Below are 15,868 nucleotides of genomic sequence, written 5' to 3'. Positions count from 1 at the left end.
TCAGAACAGCAGATGCAGCGCCAGGGGCGCCAGGATCGCGGTCAGGAACGCGTTGAGCCCCATGGCGATGCCCGCGAAGGTGCCGGCCGTCTCGCTCACCTGGAAGGCTCGGGCGGTGCCGATGCCGTGGGCGGCGAGCCCCGCCGCGAAGCCGCGAGCGCGCATGTCCTGGATCCGCAGGACGTTCATCAGGGGCGTCACCAGGATCGCCCCGATGATGCCGGTGAGGATGACCAGGATCGCGGTGAGCGTCGGGTCGCCGCCCAGCGCCTCGGCGATGCCCATGGCGACGCCGGAGGTCACGGATTTCGGCGCCAGCGAGATCAGGATCGGCTGCGGGATGTCGAGCAGGCGCGCCAGCGCGATCACCACCGCGAGCGTCGTGGCGGCGCCGGCCACCAGGGCGGCCAGCATCGGCACGAGGGCACGCAGGACCGTGGCCCGGCGCTCGTAGAGCGGCATCGCCAGCACCACCGTCGCAGGCCCGAGCAGGAAGTGCACGAACTGGGCGCCCTCGAAATAGGTCGGATACGGCGTGCCGGTCACCGCCAGGACGCTGCCGACCAGCACCACCGTGATCAGAACCGGGTTGGCGATCGGGTGGCGGCCGGTGGCGGCCGCGAGCCGGTCGGCCAGGACGTAGGAGGTCAGCGTCACGGTCAGCCACAGCAGCGGCGTGCCGGCGAGGTAGACCCAAAGCGAGAAGTCGCCGGCCACCGCTCAGGCCTCGCCGTCCGGCCGCCGCCGCTCGACCCGGGACGCGACCGCGCGGAACACCAGCACGGTCACCAGCAGCGACAGGGCGGTCGAGACCACCAGCACGATCGCGAGCTTGAGCCCCTGCGCTCGGAGCAGGTCGAGCCGCCCGACCACGCCGACTCCGGCCGGCACGAACATCAGCGACAGGTTCATCAGGAGCCCCCGCGCCGTCGATTCGAGGGTGCCGTCGGTCAGCGGCTGCGGCAGGATCCGGGGCAGGCCGAGGCGGCTGTCGCGCAGCAGCAGGAAGGCGAACATCAGCCCCATGCCGATCACCGGCCCCGGCACCGGCACCCCGGCGCCCCGGGCCAGGACCTCGCCGACGAGCTGGGCGAGCAGGATCAGCGCCAGGCTGGCGATCATCGTCCAGGCCCGCGCGGTCAGGCGGCGCCGACGCCCTGCTGCCCGGTCCGCCGGGCCGCGGTGACCGCCGCCTCGTCGAAGCCGAGCAACCGGCCGAGGCGCTCCACCAGCGCCTCCTCGAACTCGTCCACGATGCCGTCCGCGGCGGCCACCGACCAGGCCATGGTCAGCAATTCCTGGCGCTCAGTGATGTTGGCCTCGTGCGGGATCATCTCGACGAGGCTCGCCACGTCGCGGGTCTCGGCATCGATCGCGGCGGCGCGCTCGATCAGCGCCCTGGCCGCGTCCGGCCCGTCGGCGTAGCGGCCCTGCACGATCCGGGACAGGCGGTCGCTCTCGGCGGGTGCCAGGATGCCGTCGACCCGGGCCACGTGCACGAGCAGGGCGGTCGCGGCGAGATGCGTGTCGTCCACCGGCTCGGAGGCGCCGACCCCGAGAGCCTCGGTCGCGTAGGCGCGCAGGCGTGCGATCAGGGACATGGCGGCTCCGGCGGTTCCTGACGGCACAGTTCGGTTCGCGGGGCGCCCCGTCAAGGACGCCGCACAACGTCGGCGCGAAGCGTGGCGCGGCTGCATCGCTTTCGGGCCGTCAGTCCCCCCGGGCGGCCCGGGTCGCCCCCGCGACCAGCGGGGCCAGGATCTCGTCCGCCGCCCGGACGATCGCCGGCCCGGCCTGCCCGGGCGTGCCGGCCCGGAACGGCGGCTCCGGGGCGTATTCGGCGACGAGTTGCGCGGTGCGGGCATAGTCGGGGCCACGCAGGCGGGCGGCCAGCGCCAGCCCGAGATCGAGCCCGGCCGAGACGCCGGACGCGGTGACCCGATCGCGGTCGAACACCACCCGCTCGGCCACCGGCACGGCGCCGAGCAGCGGCAGCACCGCATCGCGCACGCACCAGTGCGAGGTGGCGCGGTAGCCCCTGAGCAGGCCGGCCGCCCCGAGGATCAGCGAGCCGGTGCAGACGCTCGTCAGCCAGGTCGTGCCGGGCGCGCGGGCCCGCAGGAAGTCCAGCAGGGCCGCGTCGCGCATCTGCTCGGGGGTGCCGTCGCCGCCCGGAACCAGCAGGACGTCGAGATCGGGCGGGCAGGTTTCGAACGTGTGGGTCGCCACCAGGCTCAGGCCCGTGTCGCTGGCGACCGGACCCGCGGATCGCGCGACGCAGTACAGGCTGCCGGGGGCCAGCCCGGCGAGCAGCGCCTGGGGGCCGACAAGGTCGAGGGCGGTCATGCCCGGATAGAGGATCATCGCGATCCGGACCGGGCGATCCTGCGGGATAGCTTTCGGCGCGTCCGCGGCTCCGGTGCGGACGCGCCCGAATGCGGCCGCGGCGGCCGTCGCCGCCAGGATTGCCCGGCGGCTGAGGTCCGGCGGCGGCGTCACGCCCGGTTCGGGATCGTCACAGCGGCCACGCCGCGTCCCGATAGGCGCTGTCCCAGAACAGCCATTCCAGTCGGGTGGCCTGCGTGAAGGCCTCGTGCATCCGCGCGCGTACCACCGGGGACGCCTGCTCCGCGGCCCGGTCGGTGGCGGCGATCATCCTGGCCACGGCCGTGGCGAACTCCTCGCCCGCGTAGGTGTCGATCCAGGCCCGGTACGGGTTGTCGGCGGCGGCGCGGGCGAAGATGTCGTCACCCACCGCCTTGTAGATCCAGAAGCACGGCAACAGGGCCGCGCAGAGCACCTCGAACGGCTCGGCATAGGCCGCGGCGAGGAGGTAGGAGACGTAGTGGTGGCAGGCCGGCGTCAGCGCGGTCGCCGCGAAGGTCTCCGGGCCGATCGCGTAATCCCGGAAGAACCCGCCGTGGAGCGCGCGCTCGACCACGATGGCGTCCTGCGCGGCGCGCGAGAATTGCACGATCCCGTCCGGGTCCGGCGCCTTCGCGGCGGCGAGGCTCAGCGCACGGCCGAAGCCGATCAGGTAATGCGCGTCCTGCACGATGTAGTGGCGGAAGCGATCCTGCTTGAGCGTGCCGGCGGCGAGCTCGGCGTTGAACGGCATCGACCGGATCGTCTCGTAGGCCACCGCGTTGCGCGCCCACGCGTCGCGGGAGAACGCGTTCGAGCCGGTGTCACCGTCGGTCAAAGGCAACTCCTGCCTGGTTTCTGTGAGGGCGTCAGCCCTGTCGCTGGGCGTGCGTGACGGCCACGTGGATCAGTTCGGCCAGCGTCCGGACGCCGAGCTTCTGGCGCATCTGCGAGCAGGCGTTGGTGACGGTCTTGTAGCTCACCGACAGGTCGGCCGCGATGGCGCCGTAGGAGCGACCCTGGGCCAGCCGCGCCAGGATCTGCTGCTCACGGGGGGTGAGCTGGGATTCGGGAGTCCGGCGGGCGTCGGCGCGTAGCATCGCGACCTCGGTGGCGAGCCGGCGGTCGAGGTAGACCTCGCCGACCCTGACCTTGCCGAACGCCTCGAACAGCTCCGCCGAGGCGTGGTCCTTCAGCACGTAGCCCAGCGCACCGGCCTCGAGCGCCCGCGCCACGATTACCGGATCGTTGTGCATGCTGAACACCAGGATGCGCGTCTCCGGGGCGACCGCGCGGATGCGACGGATCAGGCCGAGCCCGGCCATGCCGCTGCCCTGGAAGGTGAGGTCGCAGATCACCACCGGCGGACGCAGCCGGTGGAAGATCCGGTAGCCGCCGACCACCGTGGTCGCCTCCGCGATGGTCTCGACCCCGGAATCCTCGAGGACCCGGCGACAGCCTTGCAGGACGATCGGATGATCGTCGATCACGAGGACCGGTAAGCGTGTGGCGGCGGCGTCGATCTGGGAGGCGATGGCGTTCATGCGCTCGGCGCGTTGTTGTTCTCGTCGACCCGCTCCGGCGGAACGGGGATCGTGATCTTGACGATTGCTCCGGGGCCGGCATTGTCAAGGGCGAAGGTACCATCCAGCGCCTCGACGCGCTCGCGCATCCCCGACAGACCGAGCCCGGTGCGGTGTTCGAGCGGGATTCCCGTCCCGTCGTCGCGGATCGTGACGCGCAATAGGCCGTCCCCCTCTGTCGCCTCGGCCTCGACCCGGGTGGCGGCGCCGTGCCGCACGGCGTTGGTCGCGCTCTCCTGCACACAGCGGAACACCGTGAGGTCCACGAGGTCGCCATAGCCGCGGGCCAAGCCGTCGAACCGGCCGACGAAGGCGGTGCCGGGATGGCGCTGACCGAAGCCGCGCAGCATCAGATCGAGGCAGGTGGCGAGCGGCGCCTGCCCAAGCCCGTGCGGGCGCAGACGGTTCAGGAGTTCCCGGTTGACGGTCTGGACCTGCCCGACGATGGCGCTGATCTCGGCAGCCCGGGTGGCGAGCTTTTCGCGATTGGGCTCGGCCGCGCCCGAGGCGATCCGGGCGATCGACGCGGCATTGGCCTCAAGGGCGAACAGGCAGGGACCGAACTCGTCGTGCAGTTCGAGCGCGGTGCGGCGGCGCTCGTCGTCCTGCGCGGTGAGCAATTGCCGGTTGAGCCGGCCGTTGGCGGCGCGGACCTCGCTCAACGCGGCGGCGACCTTGTTGAACCGCTCGGCGATCACCGCCAGCTCCCGGGCGCCGGGGGGCTTCAGGCGCGCGGTGTAATCATGGTGCTCCAGCTGGGTCAGGCCGGCGCCCAGCCGCTGCAGGGGCGCCAGGATGCGCCCGAGGGCCAGATAGAGCGCGATCAGCATCGCGGCGTTGATCGCCAGCGTGGTCATCGAGAGCGCCCGGGCATAACCCCAGATCTCGTCGATCTCGTCCATCGGCTGGGTGGTGATCTGCGCGGTTCCGAGGGTCTGCCCGTTGACCACGATCGGCAGGGTGTGGCGCTCGATCGGCGGCATGATCAGGTCGGCGAACCAATGGGGCGCCTCGCGCTCGGCCCGGTGCGGTGGCATCGGTTTGCCGACCTGGTCGCCGTCCGCTTCCAGGACCGCGACGCGGACGTGCCGCAGGACCTTGAAGCGGAGGTCCAAGGTCTGGAGCAGCGTGTCCGGCGAGGCGGTGTCGGACAGGCGGATCGTGTCGGCGACCAGGGACTCGACGGTGGCCAGCGAGGCGCGGGTCTCGACCCGCACCGCGTTGCGCGCGTTGAGCACGATCACCCCGCAGGAGATCAGAGCCGCCAGCGCGTCGATGAACAACACAACCGCGACGAGCCGGGCCCGGGTCGACCAATCGGTCCACGACCAGAAGCCGGCGCGGTGCCTGTCGGGCGGTGCAGCCGAGATGGGAAGCTGAGTCGGTGTCGTATCCACGCCGAGACGCATAACGCATCGTCCCGGCGACCGGAACCGGCTCGATGCGCTAGCTTTTTGATTCCCATCGTCTTTTCCCCGTAAGCCAGTGGCCGCCTTCGGGAATTGTGCTCGCGCTGGCCTGTCGGCGAAGCCTCTGCCACCGGATCCCGCAAGTCGCTTCGGACGATGACGGCCCTGGCCCGGGGATCGGCGGCGCCCCGGCGCTGTCGAAGCCGTACCGCGGTAATCGAACCGACTACGGATTCTTAAGCGGCTTCAGCTTATCTTGTGGATAGCCGAGCCCAGATGGGCCGGGCACCCAATACGACGCGACATCTTTGCGCCGTATTGCGGTTTCTCTATCGACGGCAGAGTCGACCCATCTCCGCAACGATGGAGAACGGCGGCCGGTCGTGGGGGGCCCGGTCGCGCGCGTCGTGCACCGTGTCAGAGACCCCGGACCATGATGGACCTCGCCCTGGACCCGTCCGACACCCGGCCGCATCGGTCGCCGGATCTCCGTCCCGGACGCAAGCCCAGCCTGCGACTGGTCCTGGCCGGGCTGGTCGGTGTCAGCGCGCTCGCGGGCTTCGGCGTCGCCGCCTCGACCCTGATGGCAGGGCTCGCAGCCCCGACACCCGTCAAGCTGGGACCGTCGAGCCGGGCCGCGGACTGGCCCGAATTGAAGGACGGTCTTCCAGCCGTCGCCGGAATCGCTCCGGCCGTTCCCGTCACGCCGAAGCCGGCTGAGCCTGAGAAGCCGGCCCTGCGCATGGCCGTCCTGCCGGAGGCCTTGGCGCCAGCGCCGGCCGTCGCGAGCCCGCCCATGTCCGCGCCGGCCAGAAGCGTACCGAGCGCCCCACCGCCCGCGAAAAGCGTCGCCGTGCCCGAGGCGCCGACCAAGCGGATCCCGACGCCGACCCCGGTCGCGCCGATCGCCGCCGCCCGGCAGGTCGTGCCCCTCCCGCCTACCCGCACCGCCGTGCTGCAGCAGCCGCGGGCCTCCGAGATCGTCCGGGCGCGGGACGCAGTCGTGCCCGCCGCCGCGCCCGCGCCAAAGCCGGTCGCGGCGACACCGATTCCGGCCTCACCCGAGAAGCCAGCCCGCAAGGTGATGGCCGTCAGCAAGCCGCCGGTTGCGAAGAAGGCCGCCGATGCGGCCAAGCCCGGCGCCGCGACCGTGGCTCAGGCCGAGCCGGCCGACGAGGAGACCGAGGTGCTCGGTATTAAGCTCCCGTCCCTGGCGCCAGCCGGCCGGAAGCTGAAGGAGAGCGTCGACGCACTGGGCGATGCGATGAAAAAGGTGTTCTAGCACCTCCCGCCGGACGCCGGAGCGGTTCGATACGCATGCTCCGCTCTCCGCAACGTCCCTACCGATAAGCGGGCGGCTGCCGTTCTGGACGCCGCTTACGGGCTGCCCGGGGGCGCAGCAGCGCCCCCGTTCAGGATTCAGCCGGCTCAGCTGCGGCCTGTGTTCCGGCCGGGCTTGTGATCGGGCCGGGGACCGGACCGCTCGGCCTGGCGCTGATGCTTGCCGGCGCGCGGGCTCGCGAACCCCTTCGGGCCGCTCGGGGCACTCTTGCGCTCGGCCGGACCGGCATCCCCGGCCAAGGCCTCGACCTGGATCTCCGGCGAGCCGTTGCGGGCGAAGGCCTCGGCGAAGCGCGCGGCGGCGTTGCCGCGGATCTCGAACTTGGTCTCCCGGTCGAAGATCCGGATCGCGCCGATCTCCTGGCGGCCGATGCCGCCGCGGCGGGTCAGCATCGGCAGCAGACGGCGCGGGTCGGCGTTGTCGCGCCGGCCGAGATTGAGCCGGAACCACACCGCCGGACCCAGGGCGGCGATCTGCTCCGGGTTCATCGGGTCGTAGGGCGGGCGCTCGCTGACGCCGCGCGGCGCACGGCCCTCGCCGGGATCGCTGACCTCTTCGGGCGCCGGCAGGCGGGTGCGGTAGACCCGGGCCAGGAGGGCGGCGAGTTCTTCCGGCGTCTTGCCGGCGAGCAGGGCGCCGGCGAGCGCGACATCCTCCTCGGCCGGCGGCTCGGAGAAGAGCGGGTCGGAGAGCATGCGCTCGCCGTCGAGCTTGCGGATGTCGTCGGCCGAGGGCGGCCCCGACCATTCCGGGCTGACCTTGGCCATGGCGAACATCTGCTCGGCGCGGCGGCGCCGGGAGTTCGGGATCAGCAGCACCGAGGTGCCCTTGCGCCCGGCCCGACCGGTACGCCCGCTGCGGTGCTGAAGCACTTCGGCGTCGTGCGGCAGGTCGGCGTGGATCACGAGGCTCAGCGACGGCAGGTCGATGCCGCGCGCCGCCACGTCGGTGGCGACGCAGACCCGGGCACGCCCGTCGCGCAGGGCCTGGAGGGCGGCGTTGCGCTCGCCCTGGCCGAGCTCGCCCGAGAGCGCGACCACCGAGAAGCCGCGCTCGGTGAGGCTCGCCTGGAGATGGCGCACCGCGTTGCGGGTGTTGCAGAACACGATCGCGGTCGGGGCGTCCGCCTCGCGCAGGAGGTTGAGCACAACGTGCTCGGTCTCCCGCGGCATGATCCGCACCGCCCGGTAGGCGATGTCAGCGTGGCCCTTGCTCTCGCCCTTGATCGCCAGCCGCAGGGCGTTGCGCTGGTAGCGCTCGGCCAGGGCCTCGATCGCCTTCGGCAGGGTCGCAGAGAACAGGTAGGTCGCCCGCTCCGGCGGGGTGGACGAAAGGATGAACTCGATATCCTCGCGGAAACCGAGGTCGAGCATCTCGTCGGCCTCGTCGAGCACGACGGCGCGCAGGTTGGTCGGGTCGAGGTTGCGGCGCTCGAGGTGGTCGCGCAGGCGGCCCGGGGTGCCGACCACGATATGGGTGCCGTCGGCCATCATCCGGGCCTCGCGGCGGGGATCCATGCCGCCGACGCAGGCGGTGACGCGCCCGCCGGCCGGGGCGTAGAGCCACAGCAGCTCGCGCTGGACCTGGAGGGCCAGTTCGCGGGTCGGGGCGATCACCAGGGCGAGCGGCGCGCCGGCGGGCGGCAGCATCTCGGCCGCATCGGCCTCCTCACCCGCCTCGCGGCCGAAGAGCATGTCGGCCATGGCGAGCCCGTAGGCCACGGTCTTGCCGGAGCCGGTCTGGGCGGAGACGAGGAGGTCGCGGGCGCCGGCCGCCGCCTCCAGCACCGCGGCCTGGACCGGGGTGGGATCGGCATAGCCGCGCTCGGACAGGGCCCGCGCGAGGGGGGCGGGCAGGGTCGGGAAGGGCAAGTTTCGGAAACTCTCAACGGCCGCGCCGCGCCCGGCAGCGCGCCATCGCGCGGCGGAGGAATCAGGCACCGGACTTTATTCGGGTCCTGACAAGGTAGCGCCTACGGGGCCCGATGACCACTCCCGCCACGGCATGGGCCGGTTGCGCGCGCTCAGAGGGGCGCGGCGAGGCTGGTCCGCCCGCACTGACGCCACCGTAGGACGCGGGCTGACCCGGTCCAGGCCGGGCATGGACTCTCATTGGGTCCGACAGTACGCACGACCGCGCACGGAGACGACCAAGACCATGACGGGAGTCCTGCGGCTGGCGGTGGCGTGGGCGACGGTTCTCGCCTTCGCGTGGTTCGGGAAGTCCTGGCTCGGGGACCTGTCGCAGCCCTGGTTCGCGGGCGGCCTGTTCGCCTGGCTGCTCGCGGTCATCGTCTGGGCGGCCTTCGGGGTCGTACACGAGGCCGAGGATCTCGCGCATCGGCTCGGCGAGCCGCTCGGCACCCTGGTGCTGACCCTGTCGATCGTGATCATCGAGGTGGCGCTGATCTCCGCCGTGATGCTCTCGGCCAAGGACGCGCCGACGCTCGGCCGCGACACGATGTTCGCCGTGCTGATGATCGTGCTGAACGGCGTGGTCGGCCTCGGGCTGCTGATGGGCGGCCTGCGCCACCACCAGCAGAGCTACAACCTGCAGGGAGCCTCGGCTTTCCTGTCGGTGATCATCCCGCTGACCACCGTCGCGCTGATCATCCCGAACTTCACCAGCTCCACCGCCGACGGCACCCTGACCACCCTGCAGGCGGTGACCTTCTCGGTGTTCACCCTGGCGCTCTACGGGGTGTTCCTGCTGATCCAGACCAGCCGGCACAGCGACTTTTTCCAGGAGTCGGAAGAGGAGGCGGACAGCGAGGCCGGCTCGGGTTCGACCTCGCGCGGCGCGATCGCGAAGCACGTCGTGCTGCTGCTCGCCAACGTCGTACCGATCGTGCTGCTGGCCAAGAGCCTCGCGGCGATCCTCGACCACGGCATCGCGGCGCTCGGGGCGCCCTCCGCGCTCGGCGGCGTGCTGATCGCTGCCATCGTGTTCACCCCGGAGGCGATCTCGGCGCTGAAGGCCATCGCGCGCAACGAACTGCAGCGGGCGATCAACCTGTGCCTGGGCGCGGCGACCTCGACGGTCGGCCTCACGGTGCCGGCGATCCTCACGATCGGCCTGCTCACCGGCCAGACCGTGGTGCTCGGCCTCAAGCCCACCGAGATGACGCTGCTCGCGGTGACGCTGATCTTGAGCACGCAGACCTTCTCGGGCCTGCGCACGACGGTTCTGGAGGGCGCCGTGCACCTCGTGGTGTTCTTCGTCTACCTCGTGCTGATCTTCAGCCCCTGATCAGCTGCCGAACCGCTCGGTCCGGATCACGCCAGCCGGGACGCCCGCCGCCAGGATCAGGTCGGAGGCCGCGCCGACGAATCGGTTCGACCCGCAGAGGAAGACCTTTTCAGGTCGTCCGAGCCGCGCCAGGGCGCCGGCCACGAGGGCGGCGTCGATCCGCCGGCCGCCGGAATCCCGGGTGGTGGTGAGGTGCAGGGAGAAGCCGGTTCCGTCGGCGGCGAGGCGCTCCAGTTCGGGCAGCGCGATCGCGTCTGCGCGGGTGCGGGCGGAGTAGATCAGGGCCGCCGGGATCTGCGGGGCGACCAGCGCACGCCGGCGCAGCATCGCCAGCAGCGGCACCACGCCGGAGCCGCCGGCCCCCAGCAGCAGCGGGCCGCCATCCGGGCCGTCCCAGGAGAACGAGCCGCCGATCGGCCCGCGCAGCTCGACCCGGTCGCCGACCTCGGCGGCCTCCGAGAACCAGCCCGAGACCTCGCCGTCGGGCAGCGCCTCGACCATCAGCTCGAGGGTGCCGCTGCCGTCGGGCGCCGAGGCGATCGAGTAGCTGCGCTGAGCCTGGTAGCCGTCCTCGGCGGTCAGGCGGACGTCGACGTGCTGGCCGGCCCGGTAGGCCTGCGCGATGGCGCAGCGCAGCCGAAAGCTCTTCACCTGCGGGGTGACGGGCGCGATTGCGGTGATCTCGGCCTGGTGCCAGCGGAAGACGATCGGCTCAGTCACCAGTGTAGCGCTGCTCACGCCAGGGATCCCCGTACATGTGATACCCGCGCAACTCCCAGAAGCCGGCGGTATCGGTCTGAGTGAAGCGAAGGCCCTTCACCCATTTGGCGCTCTTCCAGAAATAGAGGTGCGGCACGAGCAGCCGCGCCGGGCCGCCGTGATCCGGGTGGATCGGCTGGCCGGCATAGCGCGTCGCCACCATGGCTTGACCGTTCACGAGGTCGGCCACCGGCATGTTGGTGGTGTAGTCGTCGTAGGATTCCGCCAGGAGATACCCGGTCGGCGCCGCGATGCCGGCATCGGCCAGCAGGTCGTCGAAGCTCACGCCCTTCCAGGCGGTGTCGAACTTCGACCACTTGGTGACGCAGTGGATGTCCCCCTGCCAGGTGGTGCGGGGCAGAGCCTCGAATTCTTCCCAGCTCCACGTCTTGATCGGCCGAGAGCCCTCACGCAGCGTGAACCGCCAGGTGGCCGGATCCACGGTCGGGTTGGGGCCGATCTGCAGGATCGGGAAATCCTCGGTGAGATATTGGCCGGGCGGGATGCGCGCGCCCGTCTCGGGCGGCTGCCTGCGCCCGACGAAGCCCCGTGTCACCATGCCGGCCTCCGCTCGCGGTTGTTGTTTTGATGCGTCCGATCCGGGTTTGGTGCGTCGGAACACCCCACGTCAAGTCGCGATGTGCGGCCGAACAAACGCCCCAAAGCTGAGGTGTGGTAGTCAGCCTACGCCTGACCGAATCGCACCCATCAGGGGGAATGTCATGAAGTACCTTCTCGCGACGAGCCTCATCGTCGGGAGCCTCGCCACCCTCTCTCCGGCCGCCCAGGCCCGTGACGGGATCGGCGCCGGCGGCGCAGCGGCCCTCGGCGTGCTCGGCGGCCTCGCGGTCGGCGGCGCCATCGCGTCGTCGGCCAACAATGGCTACTATCCGGGCCGGCCGGTCTACCGCGCCCCGCCGCCTGTCTACGTGGAAGAGGATTACGGTCCGGTCTGCCACTTCGAGCGCCGCCGCACGATCGACCCCTACGGCGACGTCTACATCCGGCGCGTCCGCGTCTGCGAATAAGCGGCTTCGGGGGTCGCCGCGGCGGCCGGCGCCGGCTTCAGGCGCTCGGCACAGGCGATCCCCCCGAGCACCAGGGCCAGGGCGACGGCTTGAGTCGCCCCGAACGGCTCGCCGACCAGCAGGACGGCGAGGCCCGCGCCGAAAATCGGCACGAGGTTGACGAACAGGCCGGCCCGGTTCGGGCCGATCAGTTCGACCCCGCGCATGAAGAACAACTGCGCCAGCAGCGACGGCCCAAGGCCCACGAAGGCGACCATCGCCCAGCCCGCCAGCCCGGGCCAGACCGCATGCCCCGTGGCCCACTCGACGGCGAGGGGCGGCAGCGAGGTCACGAAGGCGGCGATCGCCATGGCGGCGAAGAACGCCAGCGCCGTCACCTTCGGGCGCGTCGGCAGGAAGATCGTGTAGCCCGCGTAGAGCAGGCAGGCGCCGAACACGAGGACGTCGCCACGGTTGAAATCGAGGCGCGTCAGGACCGACCAGTCGCCGTGCGTTGCGGCGATGCCGGCGCCGATCAGCGTCAGGACCACGCCAAGCATCTGGCCGAGGGTGACCGGCACCCGGTAGGCCACGCGGTTGAGCAGGATCACCAGGACCGGGATCGCTCCCTGGAACAGCGCCAGGTTGACCGCTCCGGTGTGGACGCCGGCGGCGTAGAACAGGCAGTTGAAAGCAGTGTAGCCGAGGCCGCCCATCAGCAGGATGCGCAGCCAGTGGGGGCGCAGGAGCGGCCATTCCGCCACGAGCCTGCGGGCCGCGAACGGCGCGAGCGCAGTGCAGGCCACAGCCCAGCGCAGCGTCGTGATCACCTGCGGCGAGACGTGCCCCGGAGCCCAGCGGCTGCTGACCGCGTTTCCGGCCCAGAGCAACGCCGTGAGCGTGAGGAGCAGATAGGCCGGCGCGACCGAGGAAACCCGGGTCGCGCGCTCAGCCATCAGCGGCGGCGGAACTGACCGCCCCGCACCTGCGGACGCGGACCCGCGGAGCGCTCGTCCTTGTGACGGAACACCAGGCGGCCCTTCTCGAGGTCGTAGGGCGACATCTCGACCGTAACCCGATCACCCGCCAGCGTCTTGATGCGGTTCTTCTTCATCTTGCCGGCCGTGTAGGCGACGATCTCGTGACCCTGGTCGAGCTGCACGCGGTAGCGCGCGTCCGGCAAGATCTCGATCACGAGACCGTCGAACTGCATCAATTCTTCTTTCGCCATGCACCTTCTCCAGTCGGACCGTCCGGCAGCAGGCGTTCCGGCAAAACTTCAACGGCTGTCATCAAGCTCGGGAAACGCCGCAGGGCGCGGATCCGATCCGACGGACGGTCCGCGCCTGCTCAGCGACGCTGCCCGCATTTAGTCGTCGCACGATCCCGCGGCAAGTCACGCCGTGCCGATCGGACTGGATATCGAGCCCCGGATGATGCGCGCAACCGCTGATTTGGCATCATCTTTTCCAAAAAACTGGCGGCCATCTCAGGAATGCCGCGTCCGGACCGCCCTCGGATCGCGGTCCCGGGCGGCCCGCGCTCACGGACCGGAGACGTCGTTGCCGGCGTAGTCTAGGCGCCCGTCCGGCGTCCGCCGCCAGACCCGCAGGGTGACCGGACCGGTGATCCGGTCGCCACGTTCGTCGAAGCCGACCGGACCGAGGATCGTGCGCGCAGGCTGGGTGCCGTGCAGCGCCTCGGCGACTTTGCGGCCGTCCGGAACGCGCACGGCTTTCGGGTCCGCCGCGCGGGCGCGCTCCAAGCCTTGAGCCAGCACTTCCACCGCCGCGTAGCCCGAAGCCGCGACGCTCTCGGCCTCTGGGCTGCGCGCCGTCGCCTTGCCGCCCTTCGGCTCGGGCAGGCGCGGCGGATCGGGGGGCAGGGTCATCACGGTCCCCTCCCCGGCCGGGCCGGCGACGGCCGCAAAGGCGGGATCGAGGATGCCGTCGCCCGCCACCAGCGTTGCGCCGATGGACGCCTCGCGCAGGGCGCGAACCAGGGTGGCGGCCTCCGGCGCCAGCCCCCCGAAATACACGGCCTCGACCCGGGCCGCCTTCACCCGCCCAATGAGATCGGAGAGGTCGCGTGTGCCGCGGGGAAAGCCGTCGAACAGCACCTCCGGGGTGCCGGCCTCCTTCAGGCGCGCCGCCACCGCCTCGGCGAGGCCGCGCCCGTAGGTCGAGCGATCGTTGACGATGGCGACGCGCCGGCCGGCGAACGCCTTGGCGAGATAGCTCCCCGCCGCCCGGCCCTGCTGCGCGTCGCTCGGGCCCAGCCGGAACAGGTTCCACAACCCGCGGCCGGTCAGAGGCGTATAGGCGGCGCCGGGCGCGACCATCACGGCGCCGGCCTCCTCGTAGACCGGAGCCGCCGCCGCGACCGCCCCGGACTCGAACGGCCCGACCACGAAGCGCACGCCTTCACCGGCGAATTTCTTCGCGGCGGCGAGGGCTTGCCTGGGATCGCCGGCATCGTCGGCCGGCACCAGGGCGAATTTCGGACGGCTGCCGCCGGCGCGGTTCTGGTCGGCGACAGCCTGCTCGGCGCCCTGCCGGAGCCCCTGGCCCAAGGCGGCATCCGGCCCGGTGAGCGGCGCCGACAGGCCGATCCGCACAGGGGCCTGCGCGGCGGCCGGTGCCGCGCCCAGGAGGCCGGCGACGATCGGGGCGAGGATCTGCTTCATCGCCACACGTTATGGTCAGTCTCGCCGCACGGGAAGCGTGCAGCGCCGGGCCCGCGCATCGGCCCGAAAGGTGGCCGCCGGCTTTCGGATAAAGCGGTTTCAAAATCCGTTCATCCTTGAGTGGATCGGGATGCAGCTGCGCGCGGAAGCGCTGGCGGGCGGGCGCGATGTGGGAAATAAGGGCGTCGGCCAGCCCGCGACTTCGGACAGACCCGCCCGCGCGCGCCGCATCGAAGCCCCTCTGGGACGATTGACGATCATGACCTCGCTGTTCGCCGGCATCCAGGACGCGCCGCTCGACCCGATCATGCGCCTGTTCGAGGCCTTCAACGCCGACACGAGCACGAAAAAGCTCAACCTCGTGGTCGGGGTCTACACGGATGCCGAGGGCAAGGTGCCGCGCCTGCGCGCCGTGCAGACCGCCGAGAAGCGCTGGATCGAGAAGGGTCTGCCGAAGACCTACCGGCCGATCGAGGGGACCAAGCCGTTCCGCGACGCGGTCCAGGCCCTGCTGTTCGGTGCGGGCGCCCCGATCCTGACGCAGAACCGCACCGCGACGCTCCAGAGCATCGGCGGCACCGGCGCCCTCAAGACCGGCGCCGACGTGCTCGCGCTGCTCAATCCCGGCGCCACCGTGGCGGTGAGCAACCCGAGCTGGGAGAACCATAAAGCGCTGTTCACGCAGGCCGGCTTCTCCGTCGTCGACTACCCGTATTTCTCGGCCGAGACCGGCGGCGTCGACTACCCGGCGATGCGCGCCTACCTCGAGACGCTGCCGAAGGGCTCGATCGTGGTGCTGCACGCCTGCTGCCACAACCCGACCGGCGCCGACCTGACGCCCGACGAGTGGCGCGACCTCGCCCCCCTGCTCGCGGAGCGCGGCCTGATCCCGTTCCTCGACATCGCCTACCAGGGCTTCGGCGACGGCCTCGATGCGGACGCCGCGCCGGTGCGCCTGTTCGCCGAGTCGGGTCAGGAGTTCTTCGTCGCCTCGTCGTTCTCGAAGTCGTTCTCGCTCTACGGCGAGCGCGTCGGCGCGCTGACGATCGTCGCCGAGACACCGGCCCTGAAGACCAAGGTCGAATCCCTGGCCAAGCGTCTGGTTCGGGCGAGCTACTCGAACCCGCTGACCCATGGCGCCGCCATCGTCGAGATGGTGCTGACCGATCCGGAGCTGCGGGCTGACTGGGAGCGGGAGCTCGCCGAGATGCGCGAGCGGATCCGCGCCATGCGGGTGCGCATGGCCGACAGCCTGCAACAGCGCCACCCCGAGCGTGGCTTCGACGCGATCAAGGCGCAGAAGGGCATGTTCTCCTACACCGGCCTGACCCCCGCGGAGGCCACGCGCCTGCGCGAGGAGCACGAGGTCTACGCCCTGGAGACCGGCCGGATCTGCGTGGCGGCGGTCAACACCCACAACATCGACCACGTGGTCGACGCCATCGACGCCGTCGTGAAAGGCTGACCCG

General features: G+C 71.3%; 17 protein-coding genes. 4 read left to right on the top strand and 13 right to left on the bottom strand.

Annotated elements, in window-relative coordinates; translation table 11 throughout:
* The 7 genes from MFF40_RS04815 to MFF40_RS04785 form a co-directional block, all read right to left on the bottom strand.
* Entirely contained in the window at positions 1-717 is a 717-nt protein-coding gene (locus MFF40_RS04815; RefSeq protein WP_147854168.1) for an LrgB family protein, read from the bottom strand.
* 3 nt (positions 718-720) lie between these two features.
* Positions 721-1,122, bottom strand: a complete 402-nt coding sequence (locus MFF40_RS04810; RefSeq protein WP_147854169.1) for a CidA/LrgA family protein — start codon at positions 1,120-1,122, stop codon at positions 721-723.
* 17 nt (positions 1,123-1,139) lie between these two features.
* Positions 1,140-1,601, bottom strand: coding sequence for a tellurite resistance TerB family protein (locus tag MFF40_RS04805; RefSeq protein WP_147896889.1), 462 nt, complete (start codon positions 1,599-1,601; stop codon positions 1,140-1,142).
* A 109-nt stretch (positions 1,602-1,710) separates the two neighbouring features.
* A complete protein-coding gene (locus MFF40_RS04800; protein ID WP_147896900.1) occupies positions 1,711-2,364 on the bottom strand; it encodes a DJ-1/PfpI family protein in 654 nt (217 codons plus the stop codon).
* Positions 2,365-2,515: 151 nt separating this feature from the next.
* Positions 2,516-3,202: a thiaminase II gene (gene tenA / locus MFF40_RS04795; protein WP_238259818.1), complete on the bottom strand. Its 687-nt coding sequence runs from the start codon at positions 3,200-3,202 to the stop codon at positions 2,516-2,518.
* Positions 3,203-3,233: 31 nt separating this feature from the next.
* Positions 3,234-3,908 carry a response regulator gene (locus MFF40_RS04790; protein ID WP_007561188.1) on the bottom strand — a complete coding sequence of 225 codons (675 nt, stop codon included), beginning with the start codon at positions 3,906-3,908 and terminating at the stop codon, positions 3,234-3,236.
* Entirely contained in the window at positions 3,905-5,356 is a 1,452-nt protein-coding gene (locus tag MFF40_RS04785) for an ATP-binding protein (RefSeq protein WP_246689916.1), read from the bottom strand. Before MFF40_RS04785 ends, MFF40_RS04790 begins: the two co-directional genes overlap by 4 nt.
* Positions 5,357-5,792: 436 nt before the next feature.
* Here MFF40_RS04785 and MFF40_RS04780 point away from each other — a divergent pair, with 436 nt between their 5' ends.
* Entirely contained in the window at positions 5,793-6,638 is an 846-nt protein-coding gene (locus MFF40_RS04780) for a hypothetical protein (protein ID WP_238259816.1), read from the top strand.
* Positions 6,639-6,784: 146 nt separating this feature from the next.
* On the opposite strand, the gene MFF40_RS04775 is transcribed toward MFF40_RS04780, so the two are convergent.
* Positions 6,785-8,569 carry a DEAD/DEAH box helicase gene (locus MFF40_RS04775; RefSeq protein WP_147896887.1) on the bottom strand — a complete coding sequence of 595 codons (1,785 nt, stop codon included), beginning with the start codon at positions 8,567-8,569 and terminating at the stop codon, positions 6,785-6,787.
* 286 nt (positions 8,570-8,855) lie between these two features.
* Between MFF40_RS04775 and MFF40_RS04770 the strand changes: the two genes are divergently transcribed.
* Entirely contained in the window at positions 8,856-9,947 is a 1,092-nt protein-coding gene (locus MFF40_RS04770; protein WP_238259814.1) for a calcium:cation antiporter, read from the top strand.
* Here the strand turns inward: MFF40_RS04770 and MFF40_RS04765 are convergent, their stop codons facing one another.
* The gene (locus MFF40_RS04765; protein ID WP_238259811.1) at positions 9,948-10,685 is read right to left on the bottom strand and encodes an FAD-binding oxidoreductase; all 738 of its coding nucleotides are present in this window, start codon (positions 10,683-10,685) and stop codon (positions 9,948-9,950) included.
* Positions 10,660-11,265: a sulfite oxidase-like oxidoreductase gene (locus MFF40_RS04760; protein ID WP_147857793.1), complete on the bottom strand. Its 606-nt coding sequence runs from the start codon at positions 11,263-11,265 to the stop codon at positions 10,660-10,662. Before MFF40_RS04760 ends, MFF40_RS04765 begins: the two co-directional genes overlap by 26 nt.
* A gap of 163 nt (positions 11,266-11,428) precedes the next feature.
* On the opposite strand from MFF40_RS04760, the gene MFF40_RS04755 reads away from it, so the two are divergent.
* Complete coding sequence (locus MFF40_RS04755; protein WP_147896884.1) at positions 11,429-11,734, top strand: hypothetical protein; 306 nt, start codon at positions 11,429-11,431, stop codon at positions 11,732-11,734.
* Here MFF40_RS04755 and MFF40_RS04750 read toward each other — a convergent pair.
* The 3 genes from MFF40_RS04750 to MFF40_RS04740 form a co-directional block, all read right to left on the bottom strand.
* A complete protein-coding gene (locus MFF40_RS04750) occupies positions 11,704-12,669 on the bottom strand; it encodes a DMT family transporter (protein ID WP_147857390.1) in 966 nt (321 codons plus the stop codon). The two genes, MFF40_RS04755 and MFF40_RS04750, sit on opposite strands and share 31 nt — an antisense overlap.
* Positions 12,669-12,944, bottom strand: a complete 276-nt coding sequence (gene infA / locus MFF40_RS04745; RefSeq protein WP_007561169.1) for a translation initiation factor IF-1 — start codon at positions 12,942-12,944, stop codon at positions 12,669-12,671. Before infA ends, MFF40_RS04750 begins: the two co-directional genes overlap by 1 nt.
* A gap of 312 nt (positions 12,945-13,256) precedes the next feature.
* Positions 13,257-14,399, bottom strand: a complete 1,143-nt coding sequence (locus tag MFF40_RS04740; RefSeq protein ID WP_238259810.1) for a branched-chain amino acid ABC transporter substrate-binding protein — start codon at positions 14,397-14,399, stop codon at positions 13,257-13,259.
* 259 nt (positions 14,400-14,658) lie between these two features.
* Here MFF40_RS04740 and MFF40_RS04735 point away from each other — a divergent pair, with 259 nt between their 5' ends.
* Positions 14,659-15,864, top strand: a complete 1,206-nt coding sequence (locus tag MFF40_RS04735) for an amino acid aminotransferase (RefSeq protein ID WP_147853743.1) — start codon at positions 14,659-14,661, stop codon at positions 15,862-15,864.
* Positions 15,865-15,868 lie beyond the last annotated feature (4 nt).

This window comes from Methylobacterium mesophilicum, assembly GCF_022179445.1.
GTDB lineage: Bacteria > Pseudomonadota > Alphaproteobacteria > Rhizobiales > Beijerinckiaceae > Methylobacterium > Methylobacterium mesophilicum.
This window is presented reverse-complemented; position numbering and strand designations above follow the sequence as displayed.

What these genes read in the sequence shown, in the direction of transcription:
- MFF40_RS04760 (WP_147857793.1), bottom strand. Translation starts at nt 11,265, where the DNA reads ATGGTGACACGGGGCTTCGTCGGGCGCAGGCAGCCGCCCGAGACGGGC.
- MFF40_RS04740 (WP_238259810.1), bottom strand. Translation starts at nt 14,399, where the DNA reads ATGAAGCAGATCCTCGCCCCGATCGTCGCCGGCCTCCTGGGCGCGGCA.
- MFF40_RS04810 (WP_147854169.1), bottom strand. Translation starts at nt 1,122, where the DNA reads ATGATCGCCAGCCTGGCGCTGATCCTGCTCGCCCAGCTCGTCGGCGAG.
- MFF40_RS04780 (WP_238259816.1), top strand. Translation starts at nt 5,793, where the DNA reads ATGGACCTCGCCCTGGACCCGTCCGACACCCGGCCGCATCGGTCGCCG.
- MFF40_RS04800 (WP_147896900.1), bottom strand. Translation starts at nt 2,364, where the DNA reads ATGATCCTCTATCCGGGCATGACCGCCCTCGACCTTGTCGGCCCCCAG.
- MFF40_RS04785 (WP_246689916.1), bottom strand. Translation starts at nt 5,356, where the DNA reads ATGCGTCTCGGCGTGGATACGACACCGACTCAGCTTCCCATCTCGGCT.
- MFF40_RS04790 (WP_007561188.1), bottom strand. Translation starts at nt 3,908, where the DNA reads ATGAACGCCATCGCCTCCCAGATCGACGCCGCCGCCACACGCTTACCG.
- infA (WP_007561169.1), bottom strand. Translation starts at nt 12,944, where the DNA reads ATGGCGAAAGAAGAATTGATGCAGTTCGACGGTCTCGTGATCGAGATC.
- MFF40_RS04735 (WP_147853743.1), top strand. Translation starts at nt 14,659, where the DNA reads ATGACCTCGCTGTTCGCCGGCATCCAGGACGCGCCGCTCGACCCGATC.
- MFF40_RS04770 (WP_238259814.1), top strand. Translation starts at nt 8,856, where the DNA reads ATGACGGGAGTCCTGCGGCTGGCGGTGGCGTGGGCGACGGTTCTCGCC.
- MFF40_RS04805 (WP_147896889.1), bottom strand. Translation starts at nt 1,601, where the DNA reads ATGTCCCTGATCGCACGCCTGCGCGCCTACGCGACCGAGGCTCTCGGG.
- MFF40_RS04750 (WP_147857390.1), bottom strand. Translation starts at nt 12,669, where the DNA reads ATGGCTGAGCGCGCGACCCGGGTTTCCTCGGTCGCGCCGGCCTATCTG.
- MFF40_RS04755 (WP_147896884.1), top strand. Translation starts at nt 11,429, where the DNA reads ATGAAGTACCTTCTCGCGACGAGCCTCATCGTCGGGAGCCTCGCCACC.